This is a genomic window from Paenibacillus litoralis, assembly GCF_046244365.1.
GTDB lineage: Bacteria > Bacillota > Bacilli > Paenibacillales > NBRC-103111 > Paenibacillus_V.
The window spans coordinates 936,409-954,468 of sequence record NZ_CP176395.1 but is presented as its reverse complement, the minus strand read 5'-3'; the positions used below and the strand labels follow the sequence as shown (position 1 = coordinate 954,468).

At 54.9% G+C, this 18,060-nt stretch carries 13 protein-coding genes; 3 read left to right on the top strand and 10 right to left on the bottom strand.

Translation table 11 applies throughout. The annotated features are described in order from the left end of the window. Window positions 1–183 precede the first annotated feature (183 nt). Window positions 184–960: a phytanoyl-CoA dioxygenase family protein gene (locus ACKGJP_RS04015; protein ID WP_409344402.1), complete on the bottom strand. Its 777-nt coding sequence runs from the start codon at window positions 958–960 to the stop codon at window positions 184–186. Between the two features lie 273 nt (window positions 961–1,233). Here ACKGJP_RS04015 and ACKGJP_RS04010 point away from each other — a divergent pair, with 273 nt between their 5' ends. Further along, entirely contained in the window at window positions 1,234–2,091 is an 858-nt protein-coding gene (locus ACKGJP_RS04010) for a helix-turn-helix domain-containing protein (protein ID WP_409344401.1), read from the top strand. On the opposite strand, the gene ACKGJP_RS04005 is transcribed toward ACKGJP_RS04010, so the two are convergent. Further along, a complete protein-coding gene (locus ACKGJP_RS04005) occupies window positions 2,092–2,460 on the bottom strand; it encodes a 4Fe-4S binding protein (RefSeq protein ID WP_409344400.1) in 369 nt (122 codons plus the stop codon). It abuts the gene before it with no gap. Further along, window positions 2,457–4,088 carry an FAD-dependent oxidoreductase gene (locus tag ACKGJP_RS04000; protein WP_409344399.1) on the bottom strand — a complete coding sequence of 544 codons (1,632 nt, stop codon included), beginning with the start codon at window positions 4,086–4,088 and terminating at the stop codon, window positions 2,457–2,459. Before ACKGJP_RS04000 ends, ACKGJP_RS04005 begins: the two co-directional genes overlap by 4 nt. 862 nt (window positions 4,089–4,950) lie before the next feature. On the opposite strand from ACKGJP_RS04000, the gene ACKGJP_RS03995 reads away from it, so the two are divergent. After that, window positions 4,951–5,907, top strand: a complete 957-nt coding sequence (locus ACKGJP_RS03995) for a lysophospholipase (protein ID WP_409344398.1) — start codon at window positions 4,951–4,953, stop codon at window positions 5,905–5,907. 105 nt (window positions 5,908–6,012) lie between these two features. On the opposite strand, the gene ACKGJP_RS03990 is transcribed toward ACKGJP_RS03995, so the two are convergent. Beyond that, the gene (locus ACKGJP_RS03990) at window positions 6,013–7,218 is read right to left on the bottom strand and encodes a copper amine oxidase N-terminal domain-containing protein (protein ID WP_409344397.1); all 1,206 of its coding nucleotides are present in this window, start codon (window positions 7,216–7,218) and stop codon (window positions 6,013–6,015) included. Between the two features lie 220 nt (window positions 7,219–7,438). Between ACKGJP_RS03990 and ACKGJP_RS03985 the strand changes: the two genes are divergently transcribed. Continuing rightward, the gene (locus tag ACKGJP_RS03985) at window positions 7,439–8,332 is read left to right on the top strand and encodes an AraC family transcriptional regulator (protein ID WP_409344396.1); all 894 of its coding nucleotides are present in this window, start codon (window positions 7,439–7,441) and stop codon (window positions 8,330–8,332) included. A gap of 220 nt (window positions 8,333–8,552) precedes the next feature. Here the strand turns inward: ACKGJP_RS03985 and ACKGJP_RS03980 are convergent, their stop codons facing one another. The 6 genes from ACKGJP_RS03980 to ACKGJP_RS03955 form a co-directional block, all read right to left on the bottom strand. Then, window positions 8,553–10,121 (bottom strand): FAD-dependent oxidoreductase, encoded by a 1,569-nt coding sequence (locus ACKGJP_RS03980; protein ID WP_409344395.1) that lies wholly within the window; start codon window positions 10,119–10,121, stop codon window positions 8,553–8,555. Between the two features lie 250 nt (window positions 10,122–10,371). After that, the gene (locus ACKGJP_RS03975; RefSeq protein ID WP_409344394.1) at window positions 10,372–11,160 is read right to left on the bottom strand and encodes an alpha/beta hydrolase; all 789 of its coding nucleotides are present in this window, start codon (window positions 11,158–11,160) and stop codon (window positions 10,372–10,374) included. A gap of 115 nt (window positions 11,161–11,275) precedes the next feature. Further along, window positions 11,276–12,112 (bottom strand): carbohydrate ABC transporter permease, encoded by an 837-nt coding sequence (locus tag ACKGJP_RS03970; protein ID WP_409344393.1) that lies wholly within the window; start codon window positions 12,110–12,112, stop codon window positions 11,276–11,278. Between the two features lie 84 nt (window positions 12,113–12,196). Further along, a complete protein-coding gene (locus ACKGJP_RS03965; RefSeq protein ID WP_409344392.1) occupies window positions 12,197–13,147 on the bottom strand; it encodes a carbohydrate ABC transporter permease in 951 nt (316 codons plus the stop codon). An 86-nt stretch (window positions 13,148–13,233) separates the two neighbouring features. Then, on the bottom strand, window positions 13,234–14,715 hold the full coding sequence (locus tag ACKGJP_RS03960) for an extracellular solute-binding protein (RefSeq protein WP_409344391.1): 1,482 nt from the start codon (window positions 14,713–14,715) through the stop codon (window positions 13,234–13,236). 28 nt (window positions 14,716–14,743) lie between these two features. Next, window positions 14,744–18,049: a DUF4838 domain-containing protein gene (locus ACKGJP_RS03955; protein ID WP_409344390.1), complete on the bottom strand. Its 3,306-nt coding sequence runs from the start codon at window positions 18,047–18,049 to the stop codon at window positions 14,744–14,746. Window positions 18,050–18,060: the final 11 nt, after the last annotated feature.

Genomic DNA, 18,060 nt, shown 5'->3' with positions numbered 1-18,060 from the left:
CACTGCACATCACCACGCACAAGGTGAAGCGATACGCGTTCGCAGTCGGCCCCAAACCAGGATAAACGCCTAACGGCGTCCTTTGACGCCGTGCGTTTGCCGAGACGATGAACAATCATCGAGATATACTTTCTGAATCATTAAAAAAGACGGCACAAGCCGTCTTTTTCCCGCTTTTCATGGTTACTTGAAATAAACGCCGTTCAAGCTTTTCTCGTCTTTGCCTATTGTCGCATACCGGTAAAAATGCTGATAATGCGCCTTGTACAGCTCGCCGTTCTTCGCAGGCGAATAGGTCAAATACAGCTGCCTCCGGCTGACGTCGGCCATGTTCGATCCGCTTTGATGCGGCGCGTACGAGTGAAAAATAATGATGTCCCCCGGCTGCGTCTCCACGATTTGGCCCGTCGAGAGATCAATTTCGCCAATCTCCTCCTTGTTCATATTCCTCAGCTCGCCCGGCGTCGAGCGGAAACGGTCGTGGTAGCCCGGAAACAGCTCTAGTCCGCCGTTCTCTTCCGTTGCGCCGTCGATCGCGACCATAACGGAGATCAGACCTTCCATCGGGAAGCCCTGCCACCAGGAAGCGTCCTGATGCATGCTGTAGCCCGTCACGCCCGGCAGCTTGTAAATGAGCTTATCCTTGAAAAGCAGCGGTTCGTCCAAATAAATATCGCGCAGCGGCGTTAAAATTCGTTCATCCTTCACCAGGCCGGCGAACACCGCGGACAGATCGTGAACCGGGTCGAATTTCTCGATGACGGGATTGCCGTCGGGCAGCTTGCGGTAACCGACGCGTATATTGTTCGGATCCAGGTACTCGGACAAGCTGAGAAGCCGCTCGCACTCTTTTTGCCAGATCGCCGCCTCCTTCTCCGTAAACACCTGCCGCAGCACGAGATAGCCATTCTGCTTGTAGCTTTCAAGCTGCTCATACGTTAAAAAATTCGGTCTTTTCATCGCTCCACGTCCTTATGCATATATTTTTTTCTTGTTGCTTGATTTCATATTAAACCTTGCCATTTACAAAATACATGCAGCAACCTATTATTAAACATATCTTTTTTTGTGCGTATGAAGTAAGAGCAGGAGGGGTGCGAGCCTTGAGAAGCATAGGGAGTTTCCGCTCACCGATGAAGGAGCCGGCGCAGCGTAGAGGTCTTGCCGACGTTTGCCCCCAATCAGCGGCGACCGCCCTTTCCGCCGCTGGATGCTGCGCTGAAGATGGGATGCATGACGAAGGGAACGTTCATCGGTACGGGAAACGCGAGGAGCAAACGGGAGGGAAGCAGTATGCTGGAGCAGCCTAACGAGGTCAGTCTGCTAAAGTGGTATTACAGCGACATCGAACGGACGGGTTTTGCCCTGCCGGAGGACACGTATGCGAACTGGGTCATTCTCGCTCCGGATAAAGGAGGGTTCCACTACAAGACCGGCGAAGAGGAAGGCTACGCAAAGTATGGCGAAATCGTGCTCTGTCCGCCTGAAGTGAAGCTGGTCAGACATGCGGATCATCCGCTTTCTTTCCTGTATATCGAATTCGTCTGGCTGGATGCGGAGAAACAGCCCGTCCGTCCGGGCCCCTCCATTCCTTACGGCAAAATAACGCTGCACCGGATCAACCGGTTCGCCTCCACCTTCGCCTGCATCCGGGAGATGGGCGATACGCCGGCGAACGACCGCTTCGCTTACAAGCAGCATTTGCTTTGCGATTTGCTGATGCTGTGCGCACTCGAGACGAATGAAGCGGCCGACATGGCCGCCCTTGTCGACCCTCTCGTCAAGAACGCGGCCGTTTACATGCAAAAGCATGCCTTCGAGCCGCTTTCGCTTCAACTGCTGGCAGAGCAAGCCTGCATTAGCCAATCCCAATTTTCCCGTCGCTTCCAAACGGCCATGGGTTTGTCGCCTATCGTTTATCTGACCGGCCTCCGTATGCGTAAAGCGAGAGGCCTGCTCATCGAAACGGAGCTCACCTTAGAGCAGATCGCTCAGCAGTGCGGCTACCAGAACGGCTTCTATTTAAGCCGCGTATTTACGAAAACCATGAAAATGAGCCCCTCGGATTACCGAAGGACTCATCGCGTGTAATTATCGGATCGTATGAATGCCCTGCCCCCGCTTGCCGAAAACCGGATGAATCCGGTCGATAAAAGCCGTCGTATCGACGGCCGCGAGCTTCGTTCTGCCCGGTCCCCAGCCGATCGTCTTCCGCCAGCTGCCAAGCAGATCGCGCTCGATCAGATCGCCCTCCTCCACTCGCTCCGGACGGTCCGCCTGCGGCGATACGTATAGCGCGTCAACCGGGCAGTACGCTTCGCATACGAAGCACGTCTGGCAGTCGTCCTGCCTGGCTATGACCGGAATGCCGTCCTTGCCGTCGTCGAACACGTTCGTCGGACACACTTTGACGCATAGCTTGCACTGCACGCAGCGGTCCTGGCTCACCAATTCGATCATGTCCGCTGCACCTCCCTTGCAACCGCAGTTTGATTGACCGCACTCGCATGGATCGTTTCAGGACGAACCTTAATGTCTTCAAGCCCGGATACGAGCAGCCTGTGCTGCTGAGACGGATCCTGACCCGGATACTCCGCGAGCGTATGCATGCCCCTCGTCTCTTTGCGGGCAAGCGCCGCCGTGTACATCCAGCGCGCGGTCGCCGTCATTGCGGCAGCTTCTCTCGCTTTGACGCGGCCCTGCACCGTTTCCGGCGCCCTTCCCCGCAGCTGGGGCCATAGGCGATGGAGCCTTTCCAGCGATTGGGTCAGTCCCGATTCGCTCCGGAAATAATTGATCTCGAGCGGATGCACCTCGTTCTGGACCGCCTCGATGACTGCCTTCGTGTCGATCGTATCGGACGAATCGGCACCGCCGCTCACGCCGTACCGTCCTGCGCTGCGCAAATTCCGCTGCGAAGCGTCCTTACCGTTCGCCAGCGCGAAAGCAGCAGCCCCCTTGCCCGCCCACGTCCCGGAGCATATGGCCCACGAGGCGTTGAAGGCCCCGCCGCCGGTGCGCGCTCCCGTCACCCGTTCGCGGGTCGCCGCATCGCCAGCCGCGTATAAGCCGGCGACGGTCGTCCGACAATCTTCCCCCGTCAGGCGAAGGCCGCCGGTGCCTCTTACCGTACCCTCATAGCGCAGCGTAAGCGGGAACGGCTGAGTAAACGGATCGATTCCGGCTCGATCGTACGGCAAGAAAAATACGGCGTGCGAGCCTCTCAGGATCGCTTGCTTTTCTGCCGTATCGGCCTTGTTCATGATCGCGTATACCGGGCCTTTGAGCAGCATTCGGGCGAGAAAGCCGTCCGCATTCGCTCCTCCCGCCGCAGCCGTTTCCAGCACGTTCCCGTCCTTGTCATAGTAAGTGGCCCAACCGAGCAGCCTTCCTCTCGTCACGGTGCCGAAGGCGGCGCTCGGCGCGAACTGCCGGGAGAACTCCATGCCGGACAGCTCGGCTCCTAGCTCGGAGGCCATCAGCAGCCCGTCGCCCGTCAGGACGTTGCAGCCGAGCCCCTTGCTCAAAAACGCGCAGCCGCCCGTCGCGAGTATGACGGCGTTGGCGCGTACCTCCCAAGAGCGGCCGTCCAGCCGGTTGATGCCTCTCGCCCCGCCTACCCCATGCTCGTCGGCCAGCAGCTCAAGCGCCGGCGACTGGTCGAGAATCTTCACGCCGGCTTTCTTCACGACGCGCCGCATCAGGCTCATGTACTCCAGTCCCTGCAGGTGGTCCCGCATCGGCGTCCCCTGCTCGTCTCGGACGAACGGGTAGCCCCATTTCTCCACCAGCTCCAGATTTTGATAAACCTGATCGAGCACCCGGTGAATCCACGCCTCCTCGGACAGGTAGCCTCCGGCTTTCATCCGCTGCTGCACCGCTTCCTCGCGCATGACCGGATCGGGCGGCAAGTAAAGCAAGTTCGTCCCTCCCGGCGCCGTCGCCCCGCTTGAACCGAGATAGCCTTTGTCGACAAGGACGACCTTCGCCCCTTGCGAGGCCGCGCTCCAAGCCGACCATGCGCCGGCCGGTCCTCCTCCGATAACCAGCACGTCCGCGTTAAGTCGCAATTCCAGTTTGTCCGTCATCCCCTGTCCCTCCAATCGAGTAAACCGCCGGCATCCGCAAAACATAAACCAACGGGATAAAACATAGACGTATGCGAGTAATTAAGCCTCTCTAACGAAATTCATAAATGAATGGATTGGGAAGGCGTTAAAATACCTTGGCGAGCAAGTAGAAAGAGCTTAATGGATTTTGAAGGCGTTATTCCGCTCCTTTCAGCACGTAGATAGGAAATCCGGTGCCGATAAGGCCCTTACAGTCCGCTAATCTGCGTGCGATCCACTTTTCCTGTCTTTTAGCGCCTTGATAATCCGTTATTATAGGGAAACCGGGAGGACCTGCCCGTCCTTGCTCCCCGCTTCGTCCGTCTGGGCTTTCGCTCCCTTTTATGAATGAGCCTACTCCTTCGCCGCGCCCGGCGTAAACAAGGATAAACGCATACCGGCGTCTTTTGACGCTGGCGTTTACCGTAGGTGGAGAGCCGCATCCGAGGATATACTTCTGATACAATAAAAAAGACGCGCTCCAACTGGGAGCACGTCTCCGTTCATACGGTCGACTTATTCCGATAATTTCTACCGGAAATATAGTTTTTATCGTATCACCGCAGGTAATGTTTGTAAAGGGGGTTTTTGCCCTCCTCCGTATATACCTATACATCCTAACATGCACCTCCCAGCCCCCCGTTTAACGCCTAACGTTCTAGTTTTTTTGCAGCCAGCCGGGCAGAGCACGATAAAATATCAGGTGTACTTCGGCGGATTCGGAACGTTTACGGAATGCGGGTGGTTAGTTCCGGAGGTACATGGCGTTAAAGGAATGACGGCTATGGACCGCGAAGTAATACGGAGCAGAACGAAATCGAACCGAAGGAGTGACGTCTCGATGGAACGCGCGGGAATCTCTGCCTATACCTTTACCTATACCGATCCTGAAGGCGTAGATATCCATGTGTACCGCTGGCTGCCTGATGCGGATACGACTCTTAGAGGAATCGTGCAAATCGCCCACGGCATGGCGGAAACGGCGGCACGGTACGCCAGATTCGCGGAAAGGCTTACAGCCGCAGGCTTTGCCGTATATGCCAACGATCATCGGGGACATGGCCGAACGGCCGGAAAGACCGAGAACATCGGCTATCTCGGCAGCGACGGCTTCAACCGGATGGCCGACAACGTGAGCCAGCTGACCGCCATCATTATGGAAGCACACCCGGCTCTGCCGGTATTTCTGTTCGGGCACAGCATGGGCTCGTTCGTTACGCAAAAAGTCATGTACACGCATCCCGGGCCGTACGCCGGAATCGTGCTCTCGGGCTCGAACGGCAAGCGGGGGGCCGATCTGCACATCGGAAAACGAATAGCCCGCTGGGAAGCCGCCCGCAAAGGGGACCGGCACCGCAGCGAGCTCATGAACGGCTTGTCGTTCGGAGGCTTCAACCGGGCTTTCCGCCCGGCCCGCACCGAGTTTGACTGGCTCAGCCGGGACGAAGCCGAGGTCGACGCTTACATCGCCGATCCGTACTGCGGCGGCGTGTTCACGTCGAGCTTCTTCCGCGACTTTCTGCACGGCCTCGCCGACATTCACCGGCCGGGCAACATGCAGCGGATCCCCCGGGATTTGCCCGTCTTGCTCGTCTCCGGAGACCGCGATCCGGTCGGGCGCTTCGGCAAAGGCGTACTTAGTCTCGCAGCGGCGTACCGGAAGCTCGGCATGACGCACATCGAATGCCGATTGTATCCCGGCGGCAGGCATGAGCTTCTGAACGAGACGAACCGCGAGGAAGTCATGCGGGACGTCATCGGTTGGCTGGAGAAGCGATTGCAGGCGCCAGGGCGCTGAGAAACCGGAGTTCGGCGGGGGCTCCGGCTGTGGCAAGAACTGCTGCATGCCATCCTCACGGCGCTTATCGCTTTCCCCAACGCTAAGACGGCGCCGATTACCGCTCTACTTCAAGCCTGTAGCCTTGATCAGTTCGGCGGCGTCAGCCTTCTCGGCGTCCGATCCTGCGCTTGCTATGGCGCCTAGAACATTGCGCCATGCAGCTTTCTTATCCGCATCGTCACTCGTCACGGACAGCAGCGCGCCGGAATACGTATTTTTCTGCTCATCGCCCAAGGAAGCGTACGTCTCGAACAGCACCGCGATTTTGGCGGGATCGACCCCCGCAGCCTGGAAGGCTCCGGCCATGGCGTTGCCGAGCACCTTCGCGTCCTTCTCCGCCGCAAAGCTGCCGGTAAGCGCCCGCAGCGCCGCATCCGCTTTGGAATTGGACAGGATGAACGCGATGTTATAGCGGACGGAGGCATTCGGATGCTTGATCAGCAAGTCCGCAAGCGCCGAAAAGCTGGCGTCTCCGGGAAGCGCGGCAAGCAGCTTGTTCACCTTGTACCCCACCTTGTCGGATGAGGCCTCGGCGATCGAATGATCCGACAACGCCTGCAAGCCCGCCGCCCAAAACTGTTTAACGAAGCTAACGATTTCCATATTCGTTTGGGCATATTCGAAGGTCATATCGTATAATTCGACCAGCTTTCCGGCAAGCGCCGCCTTGTCCATCGACAGCAAGCCGTTGACCGTTTGGGTCTGTTCCGCCGATAATGCTTCTACATTGTGGCCGTATAGCGAGGCGATCGCCTCTTCCACGCTGACCGCTAGTACAACCGGCTGCGGCGCAGGCTTGTCCGTCTCTCCGGCCGTCGGCTTCGCCGCCGTGACTGTGCCGGTTTCCATGTCGAAGCCGACCTCGTAGCCGAGCGCCTCCGCTACGGCGCGGGCCGGCAGGTAGACGCGCCCGTCGACATTCGCTGCGGGAACGTCAAGCACCGTGAACAATTGACCGTTGCGGTAAAACCCTTTTTGCCCGACCGTCAGCTCAATGCGCGTTTCGCCCTTGATGACCGTGACCGATTGCTTGTCTCCGTCCCACACGATGTGCTTATCGTCATTCTCGACGCCGAGCGCCACGAGCAAATCGCGCAGCGGGAACAAGCTTCTGCCGTTCTCCAAATACGGCTTGCCGTATTCGAACGCAACCGCCGAGCCGTTCACCTGCATGCTCAAATCCGCGGCGGACGCCGGTAAAGCGAGCGCTGAGGACGCCACCCCGATCGAGGCGGCAAGCACTAGCGTTCGAACCCATTTTTTGGACATTCTTATCATCTCCATTATGTATATTCCCGTTGTTTAACGAGATGAATTATATCATCGGTCCGCCTTATTGAAAATGTTTCCTTTTCGCAGCTCCACTCGCTTCCCTTGCCCTGCGGAGGAATGGGAGGCTCTTGCAGCCGTCTCCCCGCTCTCGTTACTTGAAACCGAAGCTGAAGGACAATCGCATAATCCGCAACCAGCCAATCAGGGAGGATCGGACATGCATATCGCGGAGCATACGCCGGCTACCTACGCCGTTTCGCAGCACATTCATAAGGAACTGGAAATAGGCCTATGCCTGGAGGGCAAGGGCCGGTTTTATTTCGGCCAAAAAACGTACGAGGTCAAGCAGGGCGACGTCTTCGTCGTCAATGCCGGGGTCGAGCCCCATATCGCGAAGTCCGATCCTGTGCATCCGAGTAGATATTTGTTCCTCAGCTTCGAGCCGTCTGCGCTAGGTCCGGACCGGCAAGAGCTGCTGCTCCCGTTCGTCTACCGATCAGACCGCTTTCAGAACCGCATCCCGGCCGAGCTTCCGGCCGCCAGGCACATCGGCATGCTGCTGCGGCAGTTTATGGTGGAATACCGGAACAAGGAGGAAGCCTATATTTACATGCTGCAGGGTCTACTCTTGCAGCTGTGCACCGTTCTTGTCCGGCATTACGGGCCGAACGCGCTTCATGGCGACTGGTCCCGCGCGATGCGGCGTTACGGCGATCTGCAGCCCGGGCTCGCCTTTATCCGCGATCATTTCCGCGAGCCGATCACGGCGAAGGATGTTGCCGCATGCTTGTCCCTTAGCGTCTCCCGGACGCTGCATCTGTTCAGCGACACGCTGGGCATGGGACTTAAGCAGATCATCCTGCAGCACCGGCTGCACGAAGCGATGAGACTGCTTGCCGAAACCGATCGGCCGGCAACCGAAATCGCGCTTGCCTGCGGCTTCCAGAGCTTGGCGTCCTTCTATCGCAACTTTACGGAGACGGTCGGCGTTTCGCCGCTGGAGTTTCGAAGACGCTCCGCACATTTGGCCGTTTTTGAGAAAAATCCGGCTAGCGAGGAGAAGCTAATCCATGAACCGGTCAAGGCGGCGCAAGAACAACCGATAAGATAAATAAAGCAGACATCCTGTAGAAGGCAATGCTTCCGCATTATGTCTGCCGAAGATTTAGTTGTGCTTGTCTTCGCTTTCCAAGATCTCCAATGCCCTGAGCATCATGACCGTCGCTTCCGCCCGCGTCGCCGTATCGTTCGGGATGAACCGCTTCCGCTACCATGCAGATGGAAAGGGACGTTTAAGAAGTTTCATTCGAATTGGAATCTCCGAGGCAGCTTCATACTTGAAACGGCCACTTCAGCTCTACTCCTTGCCGCTCAAGAACGCGCTGGAATTCGGCGAGCAAGCTCTCGTCGTTCCGAACAGCACGGGGTGTCGTCTGTCTGCTCAAACAGAATGCGGCCAAATGTCCCGCCGCTTCGCCGATTCCCCATTCCACAGGGTGCAGCCGGTAACAGCCGTTCGTAATGTGCGTCGTTCCGATGTTTTTGCATGCCGGCAGTAAGTTGTTGACGCGAACGGGCAGCAAGCTGCCGAGCGGAATCTGAAACGGTACGCTGGCGAAATCGATATAATGCCTGTTGCCTGTGCTCGGGTGCAAGTCGATAGGGTAGTAACCGATCCCAACCGAATCGTAAAACTCCTTCGCCACACCGCTGCTGTTACACGCCTTGCTGACGTGCTGCTCAAGCATGGTAAATTCAGCGCAAATCCGCCGAGACTCCCTAATATACGGATATTTCGCCAGACCGTCCTCGGTACCTACCACATCTCTGCGCAGTCTTAAACCCGGGTAGCCAATCTTGCCGTCCGGGCGCGGCGCTTCCGTCTGCATCCAATATAAGAGAGACAAACTGAGCTGCTTGGCCTGCTCGAGATGCCGCGTCCTTTCCTCTTCTCCCACATCAATGACCGGGCCGATAAAATAATCATTCTGAGGCCAGTTGACGATCGTAATATCGCTTGCGAACGTTCCCGGCCGAAAATGGCTTTTATCGATAATACGCCGGTATCTCCACAGGTCGAACCCTTCGCCCGCTGGAAAAAAGTCATAGATCCGATGCTCCAGCGTGGACGGATAAACCCCCGACCAACTAAGCAGCTTATCCGGCCAAAAATCGGGCTTATAGTCCCGCCAGAACGAATAGTCTTTCGGTTTGTCGATCGTGTGATCTTCACCCTCCAAATGATCGACGGCAAATACATAAGTGATCGCCTGCATATCGTACGGCTGAGCCGGGCCTTCCAACGCGTGATCCTCGCCGGTCGCCGCTTTGGACTCCGAGCCGGTTACGTACTCCACGCCGGCAAGCGGAAGCATATCGCCGCATTCCGTAGCATCGAGGAAATAAGAAGCCGCAATGACCGTGCGCTCATTCGAGTCCAGACTGCGAACCGTAACGGAACGAATATCGTCTCCGTCGGTTTCCGCCTGCTCAGGCACATGCCGGAGCATGAGCACGATGCGGCCGCTATGAATGTAGGGCGCCAGCATCTGCTGCAGGACGGCGAGAGCCGTCCGCGGTTCATGCGCGATCCGGCTGACAAAAGCACTGCCCGGATTGAAGTTGTCGAACGACCGCGCTTCAGCCGTCAAAGGAAAATGGTTCCGGTAATAATCCCGCACCCCTTTGCGGAATTTTCGATAGCAGTGCGTGGAGCCGAATTTTTCAATCCAGCCGTGTTCGTCTGGGGGGACGGCCTGGCTTGTCATTTGGCCGCCGATCCAATCCGTTTCTTCCGTAAGAACGACGGTTTTCCCCATGCTCGCCGCAGCCAATGCGGCAGCACAGCCCCCCATTCCTCCGCCGATGACGGCGATGTCGACATTCCGTTCCTTGGTCATACCAGTAAAGCCTCCATAAATTCGGTTTATTTGCAACCTTCAAGTGGGAGCATCTCAATTCGACACAAAAAAATGAGAAGGCATGTTCGCTGCACAAGGACATAAATGGCCTGCTTCAAACATCTTGTTTTGCGTTCCCTTGATTGTACGGGCCTTCGGATGGTTGAAACGCAAAGCCAAAACTCGCCTGCCCTGTATGTTCCGCTCACTTCGCCTTTCTAGGTTAGTTGTGCCGAATATATAGTTCCCGTCAACCGTACCGCTCCAGAAACGGCTCGAGCACCTTTAGCGCTTCCTGCTGGTGTTCGCTGTCCACACCGTAAAAGAATCCGTGCTCCGCCTCCGGGAACAGGACGACATCTGCATGTCTGCCGTGTTTCTGCAGCTTCCCGCTCATCTCGTAGACATAGGCGTGCGGGAAATATTCCTCTTTGCCGACGATCAGGAAAAGAAAGTCCGGCGCATCCTCATCGACATACGTCATCGGCGATGCTTTGCGGAACGCCTCCGTCTCTTCCCCGTATGCCGCGCCGATCACTTCCTCGATGCTCTTTCGGATATCGGGGTTCATGTCGTCCCACTGCTCCATCGTGCCGGGCCCGTTAATGGACACGCAAGCGGCCGGCTTCAGCCACGGATTTCGAAGCTTCGCTTCCCCTTTCCACTGTTGCGGCTCGGTTAACGCAAGCAGGGAAGCCAGATGCGCCCCCGCGGAACTGCCCAGCACGATAACGCGGTCGATCGGCAGTTCCTTCTCGCGAATATCGGCGATAAACATATCGTAGCCGGCGATGACATCCTTCATCTGCTCCGCCAAGCGCACGGACGGTGCGAGCCGGTACCCGGCAGATGCGCAAACGTAACCTCTTCGCGAGAAATACTGCAAATGCTCATGGAAAATGTCCCTCGCTCCCGCAGACCAGCCGCCGCCATGAACATAAAACAGCGCCGTCCGCCTGCTCAGACGCTTAGGCAATGCGATATCTACCGCGCGCTTCAGCACAAGGTTTTCATCATAATATTTCGTATACAGCTCCATTCTTGTTCTCCTCCTCCCGGCTCATTTTCTATCACTACTCATGTGTCCGGTCCTGCATTCGCATAAAGCGCTTCCTGCAAGCACGGCAGCCCTCACCGGGAAATCACCCGCCGCCTTATCCCTTCACCGCGCCAAGCGTAGCGCCTTCCATAATCCAGCGCTGGAAGAAGACGAACATAATGACCGAAGGCACCATCGCGATCATAACTCCCGCGAACATAGTGACCCAGTCCGACGTGTACTGCATCATTTGATTCGCCGCATACATGCTGACGCCGATCGTATATTTCGTTTGATCGCTTAAATAAATAAAGGGTCCGAGAAAATTATTGTAGAGCCCGAGAAATTTGAAAATCGCTACCGTCACGATGCCCGGAACCGAGAGCGGCAGCATGATGCGCGCAAATACTTGAAAAATAGAAGCGCCGTCTATGAACGCGCTCTCCTCGAGTTCTTTCGGCAGAGACCTCATGAAACCGCCGAGAAGCATAAGAAAAAAGACATTTTCCCCGAGGCAGTCGAGAATAATGAGCCCCGTCAAGCTGTTCGTCAGATGCAAATCGCGCATCAATACATACTGGGGAATCAAGGCATTAATCCCGGGCAAAAACAAGGAAAGCATGATCAAAGCCCAGATCAGCTTCCTGCCCTTAAACTCCATTCTAGTGAGCGCATAAGCATTGAGCGTCGTTAGGAACGTGCCGATGACGAGAGATATCCCAACGTAATAAAGCGTGTTAAGCATCGAGTTGCCGATGCCGTATTTTACCCAGGCGGTTTTATAATTGGCCCATTCAAGCGATTGGGGTAACGCCCAAACGTCCATAAAAAACTCCCGGTTCGTTTTCAACGATTCATAGAAAATCCACCCAAGCGGAAATAAAATCGCCAAAGACCAAAGGACCAACACGATCCACCATATCAAATCGACCGCCGTACGTTTTTCATTCATTGTCGTTCACTCCTTAGGGCGTGTCTGAATACTCCGAGGGGAGTAGATTTTGCCGAATTTTTGTTCTATGCTTTCAGACACGCCCTAGTACTCGACGGATCGGTCAGGCAAATATTTGTCCATCAATAGTTTGGAAACGACCAGAATGACGAACAGAAACATCCCGACCGCCGAAGCATACCCGTAATTGTGATATTCCGCCCCAAAGGCAAGATTAAAAATATACAAGCCGATGACATCCGTCGACCCCGAAGGACCCCCGTTCGTCAAAATCATTTGCTTTTCGAAGCCCTTCAAGGCGCCCAGCATAAGGAACAGCGCGCTGACGCGAATAATCGGCATGATGAGCGGAATGGTAATTCGAAACAGCCGAGTCATATGGCCGGCGCCTTCCAATATCGCCGATTCGTAAAGCGATTTCGGAATCGTTGCCATGGCGTTCATAAAAATAATGACATACAGCCCCACGCCTCCCCACACATAAGGCGGGACGATCGCCGCCAGCGCCGTCTTGCTCTCTCCCAGCCAGTAATAATTCCCGATCGGAACGCCCAGCAGCCTCAACAGCCCGTTCAGCAGGCCGAAGCTGCCGTCATAAATGAAAGCCCAAAGCAGGGCGATCACGACCGTGGAGAGCACGTTGGGAAAGAAGAAAAGCACTTTAAAAAACGGCGTTCCTCGGTATCCTTTGTTAGACAGCAAGTAACCGAGCAGCAGCGATATGAAAATGACGCTAACGGGAACAACCGCCATAAAGAACAAATTGTGCAACAACGCCCGCCATACGTATTTGTCCTGAAATAATGTTACATAATTGTCCAAACCGACGAATTTCGGCGCAGAGATGCCGTCCCAGGCAAGCAGCGAGTAATAAACCGATACCAAGTTCGGGTATAGCGTAAACAGCAAGTAGCCGCCAAAAGGAGGAGTGATAGCCAGTAATAAGAAAATAATTTGCTGCGTCTTTGCTTTGCTCCTCCACTTTTTCTTCATGCTCGGAGATGCAGGCGCATTTGCATAAGATGGTTGATTCAATTAGGCAGCTCCTTCCGTCAGGGAAGGGCCGGGAGTGGAAAACGTTCTCCTTCCCGGCCTTTCGCGGCTGCGACCCCGAATAGTCGTTATTTTTTCTGTGCTTCAATCGCCTTTTGCATTAATTTTTCCGCTTCCTCCAGAATAGGACCAGGCTCCTTCTTGCCGGACGTAATCTCGACGGTGCCTTCCGCAATAACCTTAGTCGCTTGCGAGAAGCTCGGATCGGTTAACGTTTGGTCGCGGTTTGCGCTTTCCATCTTCGTTTTGTTGGCGTTCATGAATTCGAACATTGCTTTGGGCGCCTTCTGCAGCTTAGCGGAGCGCGTCTTATCATCCGAGAAGTCTTTGCGCACGGGAAGTTGGCCGCCTTTCTCCGCAATAACCTCCTGGACGTCGAGATTCCACATCCATACGTTGAACTCCTTAGCCCATTTCTTGTTCAGATCCGGCTTTCCCGCCCAAATGTAATGACCGTTCGACGCCGTTGAACGAATCCACCGCGTGCTGTCCGGTTTTTCGCTCATCGGTACGGACATATAACCCCATTCGAAATCCGCAGGCAATGCCGATTTCATTTCGTTCTCTACGTAAACGCCGGTGGAAACCATTGCGGCCTGCCCCTGGATCATTTGCATCTGCGATTGCGTATGCGTCAATGCCGCCACGCCTTCCGGGAAGTAGCCTTTTTGACCAAGCTCATAGATCCGCTTCCATACTTCGACACTCTCCGGCGCAAGATGCTGCGGAAGCTTGAAATTCCGGTAATTGTCCATAAAGGCGGTCAGATTTCCCTTAATCTCAGCCATCTCGAACATTTTGACGGGACCGAAGGCATGCTCGATATAGTTCGGGTATTTGCCCGGATACGTAATGGGAATAATGCCTTTCGCCTTAATATCGGCAAGCAGTTTGACGAACTCGCTCCACGTTTTCGGATTTTGATTCCAGCCGTTTTTCTCAAACAGCCCTTTGTTGAAAAACAGCCCCGAACCGCTTCCCGAAACAGGAAGTGCGTATAACTTTCCCGATACCCTGCCGACAGAAGCCTCGACAGTGCCTGCGAGCGCCATTTCCTTTATCGTTTTGCCGCTGTTGTCAAATAACTTATGGTCCCACAGATCGTCCTGCGGCTCCAGCTTGCCTGACGTGACTAGCGAACTGATCCCGCCCGGAATCGTTCCGTTGAACAAGTCGAACATATCCCCGTTGTCATTAGCCGATATTTTGGCGTTGATAATATCGCCGATTTTCGGCGAGTATACGACCTCGAAGCTGACATTCGGGAATTTCTTCTTGAACGTATCCATGGCGTAATCGATATATTCGCGCCCCATCCCGCCTTCGAAGAAGCCGAACTTCAGCGTCACCTTTTGGTCCTTCGGCAATCCATTCTCCGGATATACGTTGGCTTGGGCCGAAGCCGCCGGAGAACTCGTATTCGTTTTCCCATTCGTTTTGTCGTCTCCGCCGTTGCCTTTATCGCCGCTGTCGCCGCAGGCGGTCATCGACATCACAAGTGCCGAGCCTAGCAGTATTGCCGAAACCGATTTCATTTTAACTGCCTTCATTGAAAGCCCCCCTTAGGTATTCTAGTATTCAACTTCCATTCGCCGCATTGAAAAACTTCACATCGTCGATATAAACCTCTATCGGCTGTCCGCTTTCAATAAGAAAGTTGAGGCGCACCTTGCTCACCGGTATCCCCTTGACCATTGACGGAATTTCTCCTGTAAGCTTGGCTTCCAGCCATACGCCTTCCGCGTTCGCCAAGCTTGTAACCGGCGAACGAACGGTACTGAAATTGAGCCAGTTACCTTGTTCGTCCAGCAAATCGTATCCCCACTGCATGCTCGTCGCCGTATTGCTGCCTGTAGGTATATGGTACCGGAACGAGAAGCTTGTCAAACCCGGCTCCACGGAAATGACCTGGCTTGGACCGCCCCAGCCTTTCCCGTAAACCAGCATACTCACGGTATCCGTATATCCCGTTCCTTCCGCACGCTTGACAGCGCGAGTTGAAGTCGACCGGGATAATAACTCCCACGGCGGCGCTTTTGTCGCATCTCCCGCATCTGCATTCTGGAAGGATGGATTTTGCACCAGGTTTGGCTCGGATACCGCTTGCAGCAGCATCGCCGCAAACTCTCGCGAACGCGGGGAAGAATGCGTAACAGCTAGATCGGCTGCGCGATCCCGCACAGGTCCGCCGTTCGCCTCCTGATCCTTCATGTATTCGACAAGCTGCCAAAACTCAGAAACATTCCAGCCGGACCAAATAAGCTGATTAAACTTTCGGGCGTCAAATGGTTGAAAGAGCACCGGATCACTCTTAAATTGTTCCAATAAAAGAATCCGCTTCTCGGCCATTTGCAGCCGTTCTTCGAATACGTCTATCGCTTGTTCCAGCATTGCGATCGCAGCAGTTGAATCGGCAGGCGGCTCGCTGCTTTGCGGGTAACTAAGTACAGACGCTTCATAATACTCAAATGCTTGGAGAAGCAGATTTGCCCTCGCCTTCTGCTTATCCGTTCCCGCATGTGCAACGACCTGTTCCAGCAGCCCTCTGCTAATGGATATATCGGCGGCCGTTACAGCGTTTACATATGCCGGATCGTAAAAATTCTGATAAATCGCGCCAGGTAAAAACCACGGTTCCTGAATTGCCCGTTCCGTCCAGAACTGTTCCCAATAATCATAGTAATCCTCCAGGTATGGCGCCGACGATTCGCCTACAGCCCGCGAATACCACTCTTGCAGCAGCACATCGACGTCCAGGTCGGGATTCCAAAGCAGCTTTGCCGCTATCCAGGCTTTTGCTCCTTCGCCCCAATTCGGATACAATTCGGCGTAGAACGACTCTACTCCCCGCTCGTGCGCAGTCTGGAAATTGTCCGCCATTAGATGCGGGTATACGCGCGGCACAAGATAGGGACTACCGTAAATATAGTCATAGTAGGCGACCTGCTGCGTCACTTGCAGCCAGCTGTCTTGAGCCGCCAGATCCCGAGCTTTCTGATCCGGATCAAGCCAAGCCGTTCTATCCTTTGTAATAAAAGGAATGACATGCGGGTTCAAAGGAAACGATGGCGGTCTGTTAATCGCCTGGTAAACCAGAAATCCAAACCATTTATCCGGGTAAACCTGCAACACGCGTTCTACGACCTGATTGACCCAGTTGAAGTATGCGGGAACCGGGTCACTCTCGCAAAAACCATTTCCGTCGTTCGTACCGAGCGAATACGACTGCGCATTCGGATTGGCCTGAAAATAGGCAAGAATCTCCGAAACTGCCGCGTCGATCGTAGCCGGATTCGAGAAGCAAGGTTGCCAGCCTTCTATTGAATTCGCTGCCGGCGGCTTGCCATTCGGATAAAATTCCGGGTTGCTCACCCCGTATTTGGATATCGGAAATAAGTTATACATGTTGTGATGAAAGCTGATCGGGGCATTATAAAAGCCTTGCAGCCTGTTTCTCTGCGCCCATCTGTATTGCTCCTGCCACACGCTCGCGCTGTTGTCCGGCTTGGCATGCAGAGGACTGAAAACCCGAAAACCGAAAGCCGGTTCTTCGCGCACGACATCTCTTGCTATCTTTAAGTCAATGTGTTGCGGAACATCCTCGCCGTCAGTTCCAGGCATGAGCCAGCGCACGCCGACGTAACGCTCCAAAAAGTCAGTTACACCGTTGACGGTTCCCCAAATGCCGGCTCCGGCAATGGTTACCCGATCTTCTTGCGGGTAAATGACAAAGCCGTCACGATCCAATCCTTCCAGTAGAGCATCCAGCGCCGGATCATCGCCTGAAACGCTTTCAGCGGTACCGAGGCGGATAACCACCGTCCCAGGATCGACACCTTCGACCAAATAATCCGCTTCCTGCATGACGGGCAGGATAACGCCTGTAGACTTCTGCACATATTCGACAAGCGTATCGATTGCGGCGCTGCTGCTGGAAACGAGCGGCTCGAAGCCTGGATTCGCCATCGGCATGTTTTCGCTATTGGCCGATTTCAGCGCAACATCGTCAAAGTAGAGATCGGCTGGCGCCAGACTGGTAAATAAGATAGCCGATGCGTAGGCTGCCGTCGGCGGCGCCGTTGCTGTTACGGAAACGGTTTCCCATCCCGCAAGCGGGGTCGTTCTGACGCCTCCTTGCTGGTCGATTCTAACTTTATTCGCGTTATAGTAACGAATAAATAATTGAGGATCTCTGCCTGATTCGCGATATACGGCTGCAGTGGCCGTATAGGCTACTCCTCCGGTTATCGCAATGGGATCGCTAACCACCCCATATGATGCGTTATTAGTGGCTTTGATATGAAGGCTTCTGGCGCCGGAGTGGCTGCGCGTATCGCTTACGGCAATACTTCCTGTCCCGTATTCTTGCTTCCATCCCCGAATGCCGCTTGGCTCCGGTACTTCCGTCCTTTCATATACCGTGTCGTCAACGACTATGACCGCATTGGCCTGTCCGCCGCGGATGATCTCCAGCGGCTCCGGCGTCGGCGTTGGCTTGGCCGTAGGCTCCGGTGTAGGGGTCGGCGTCGGCTCGACCGTTGGTTCTGGTGTTAGCGTAGGGGTCGGCGTAGGGCTTTGTCCGTTGTGTCCGTTGTGTCCGTTATTCCCGTTGTGTCCATTATTCCCGTTATTGCCGTTGTGTCCGTTATTCCCGTTGTGTCCGTTATTCCCGTTATTGCCGTTATTGCCGTTATTCCCGTTATGCCCGTTATTCCCGTTTTGTCCGTTCTTTGCATAGGAAGATTCGATGTCCGTTATCTGCGGCGCAGCTCCATATGCAACCCCGGGTACTCGAAAGCCTCCAAGCGATAGAGCCGAAACCAGCAAAACAACGATAAGCAGCTTTGCCATAACGCTTCGTACATGCCTTTTAACGTAAAGCATTTACCATCCTC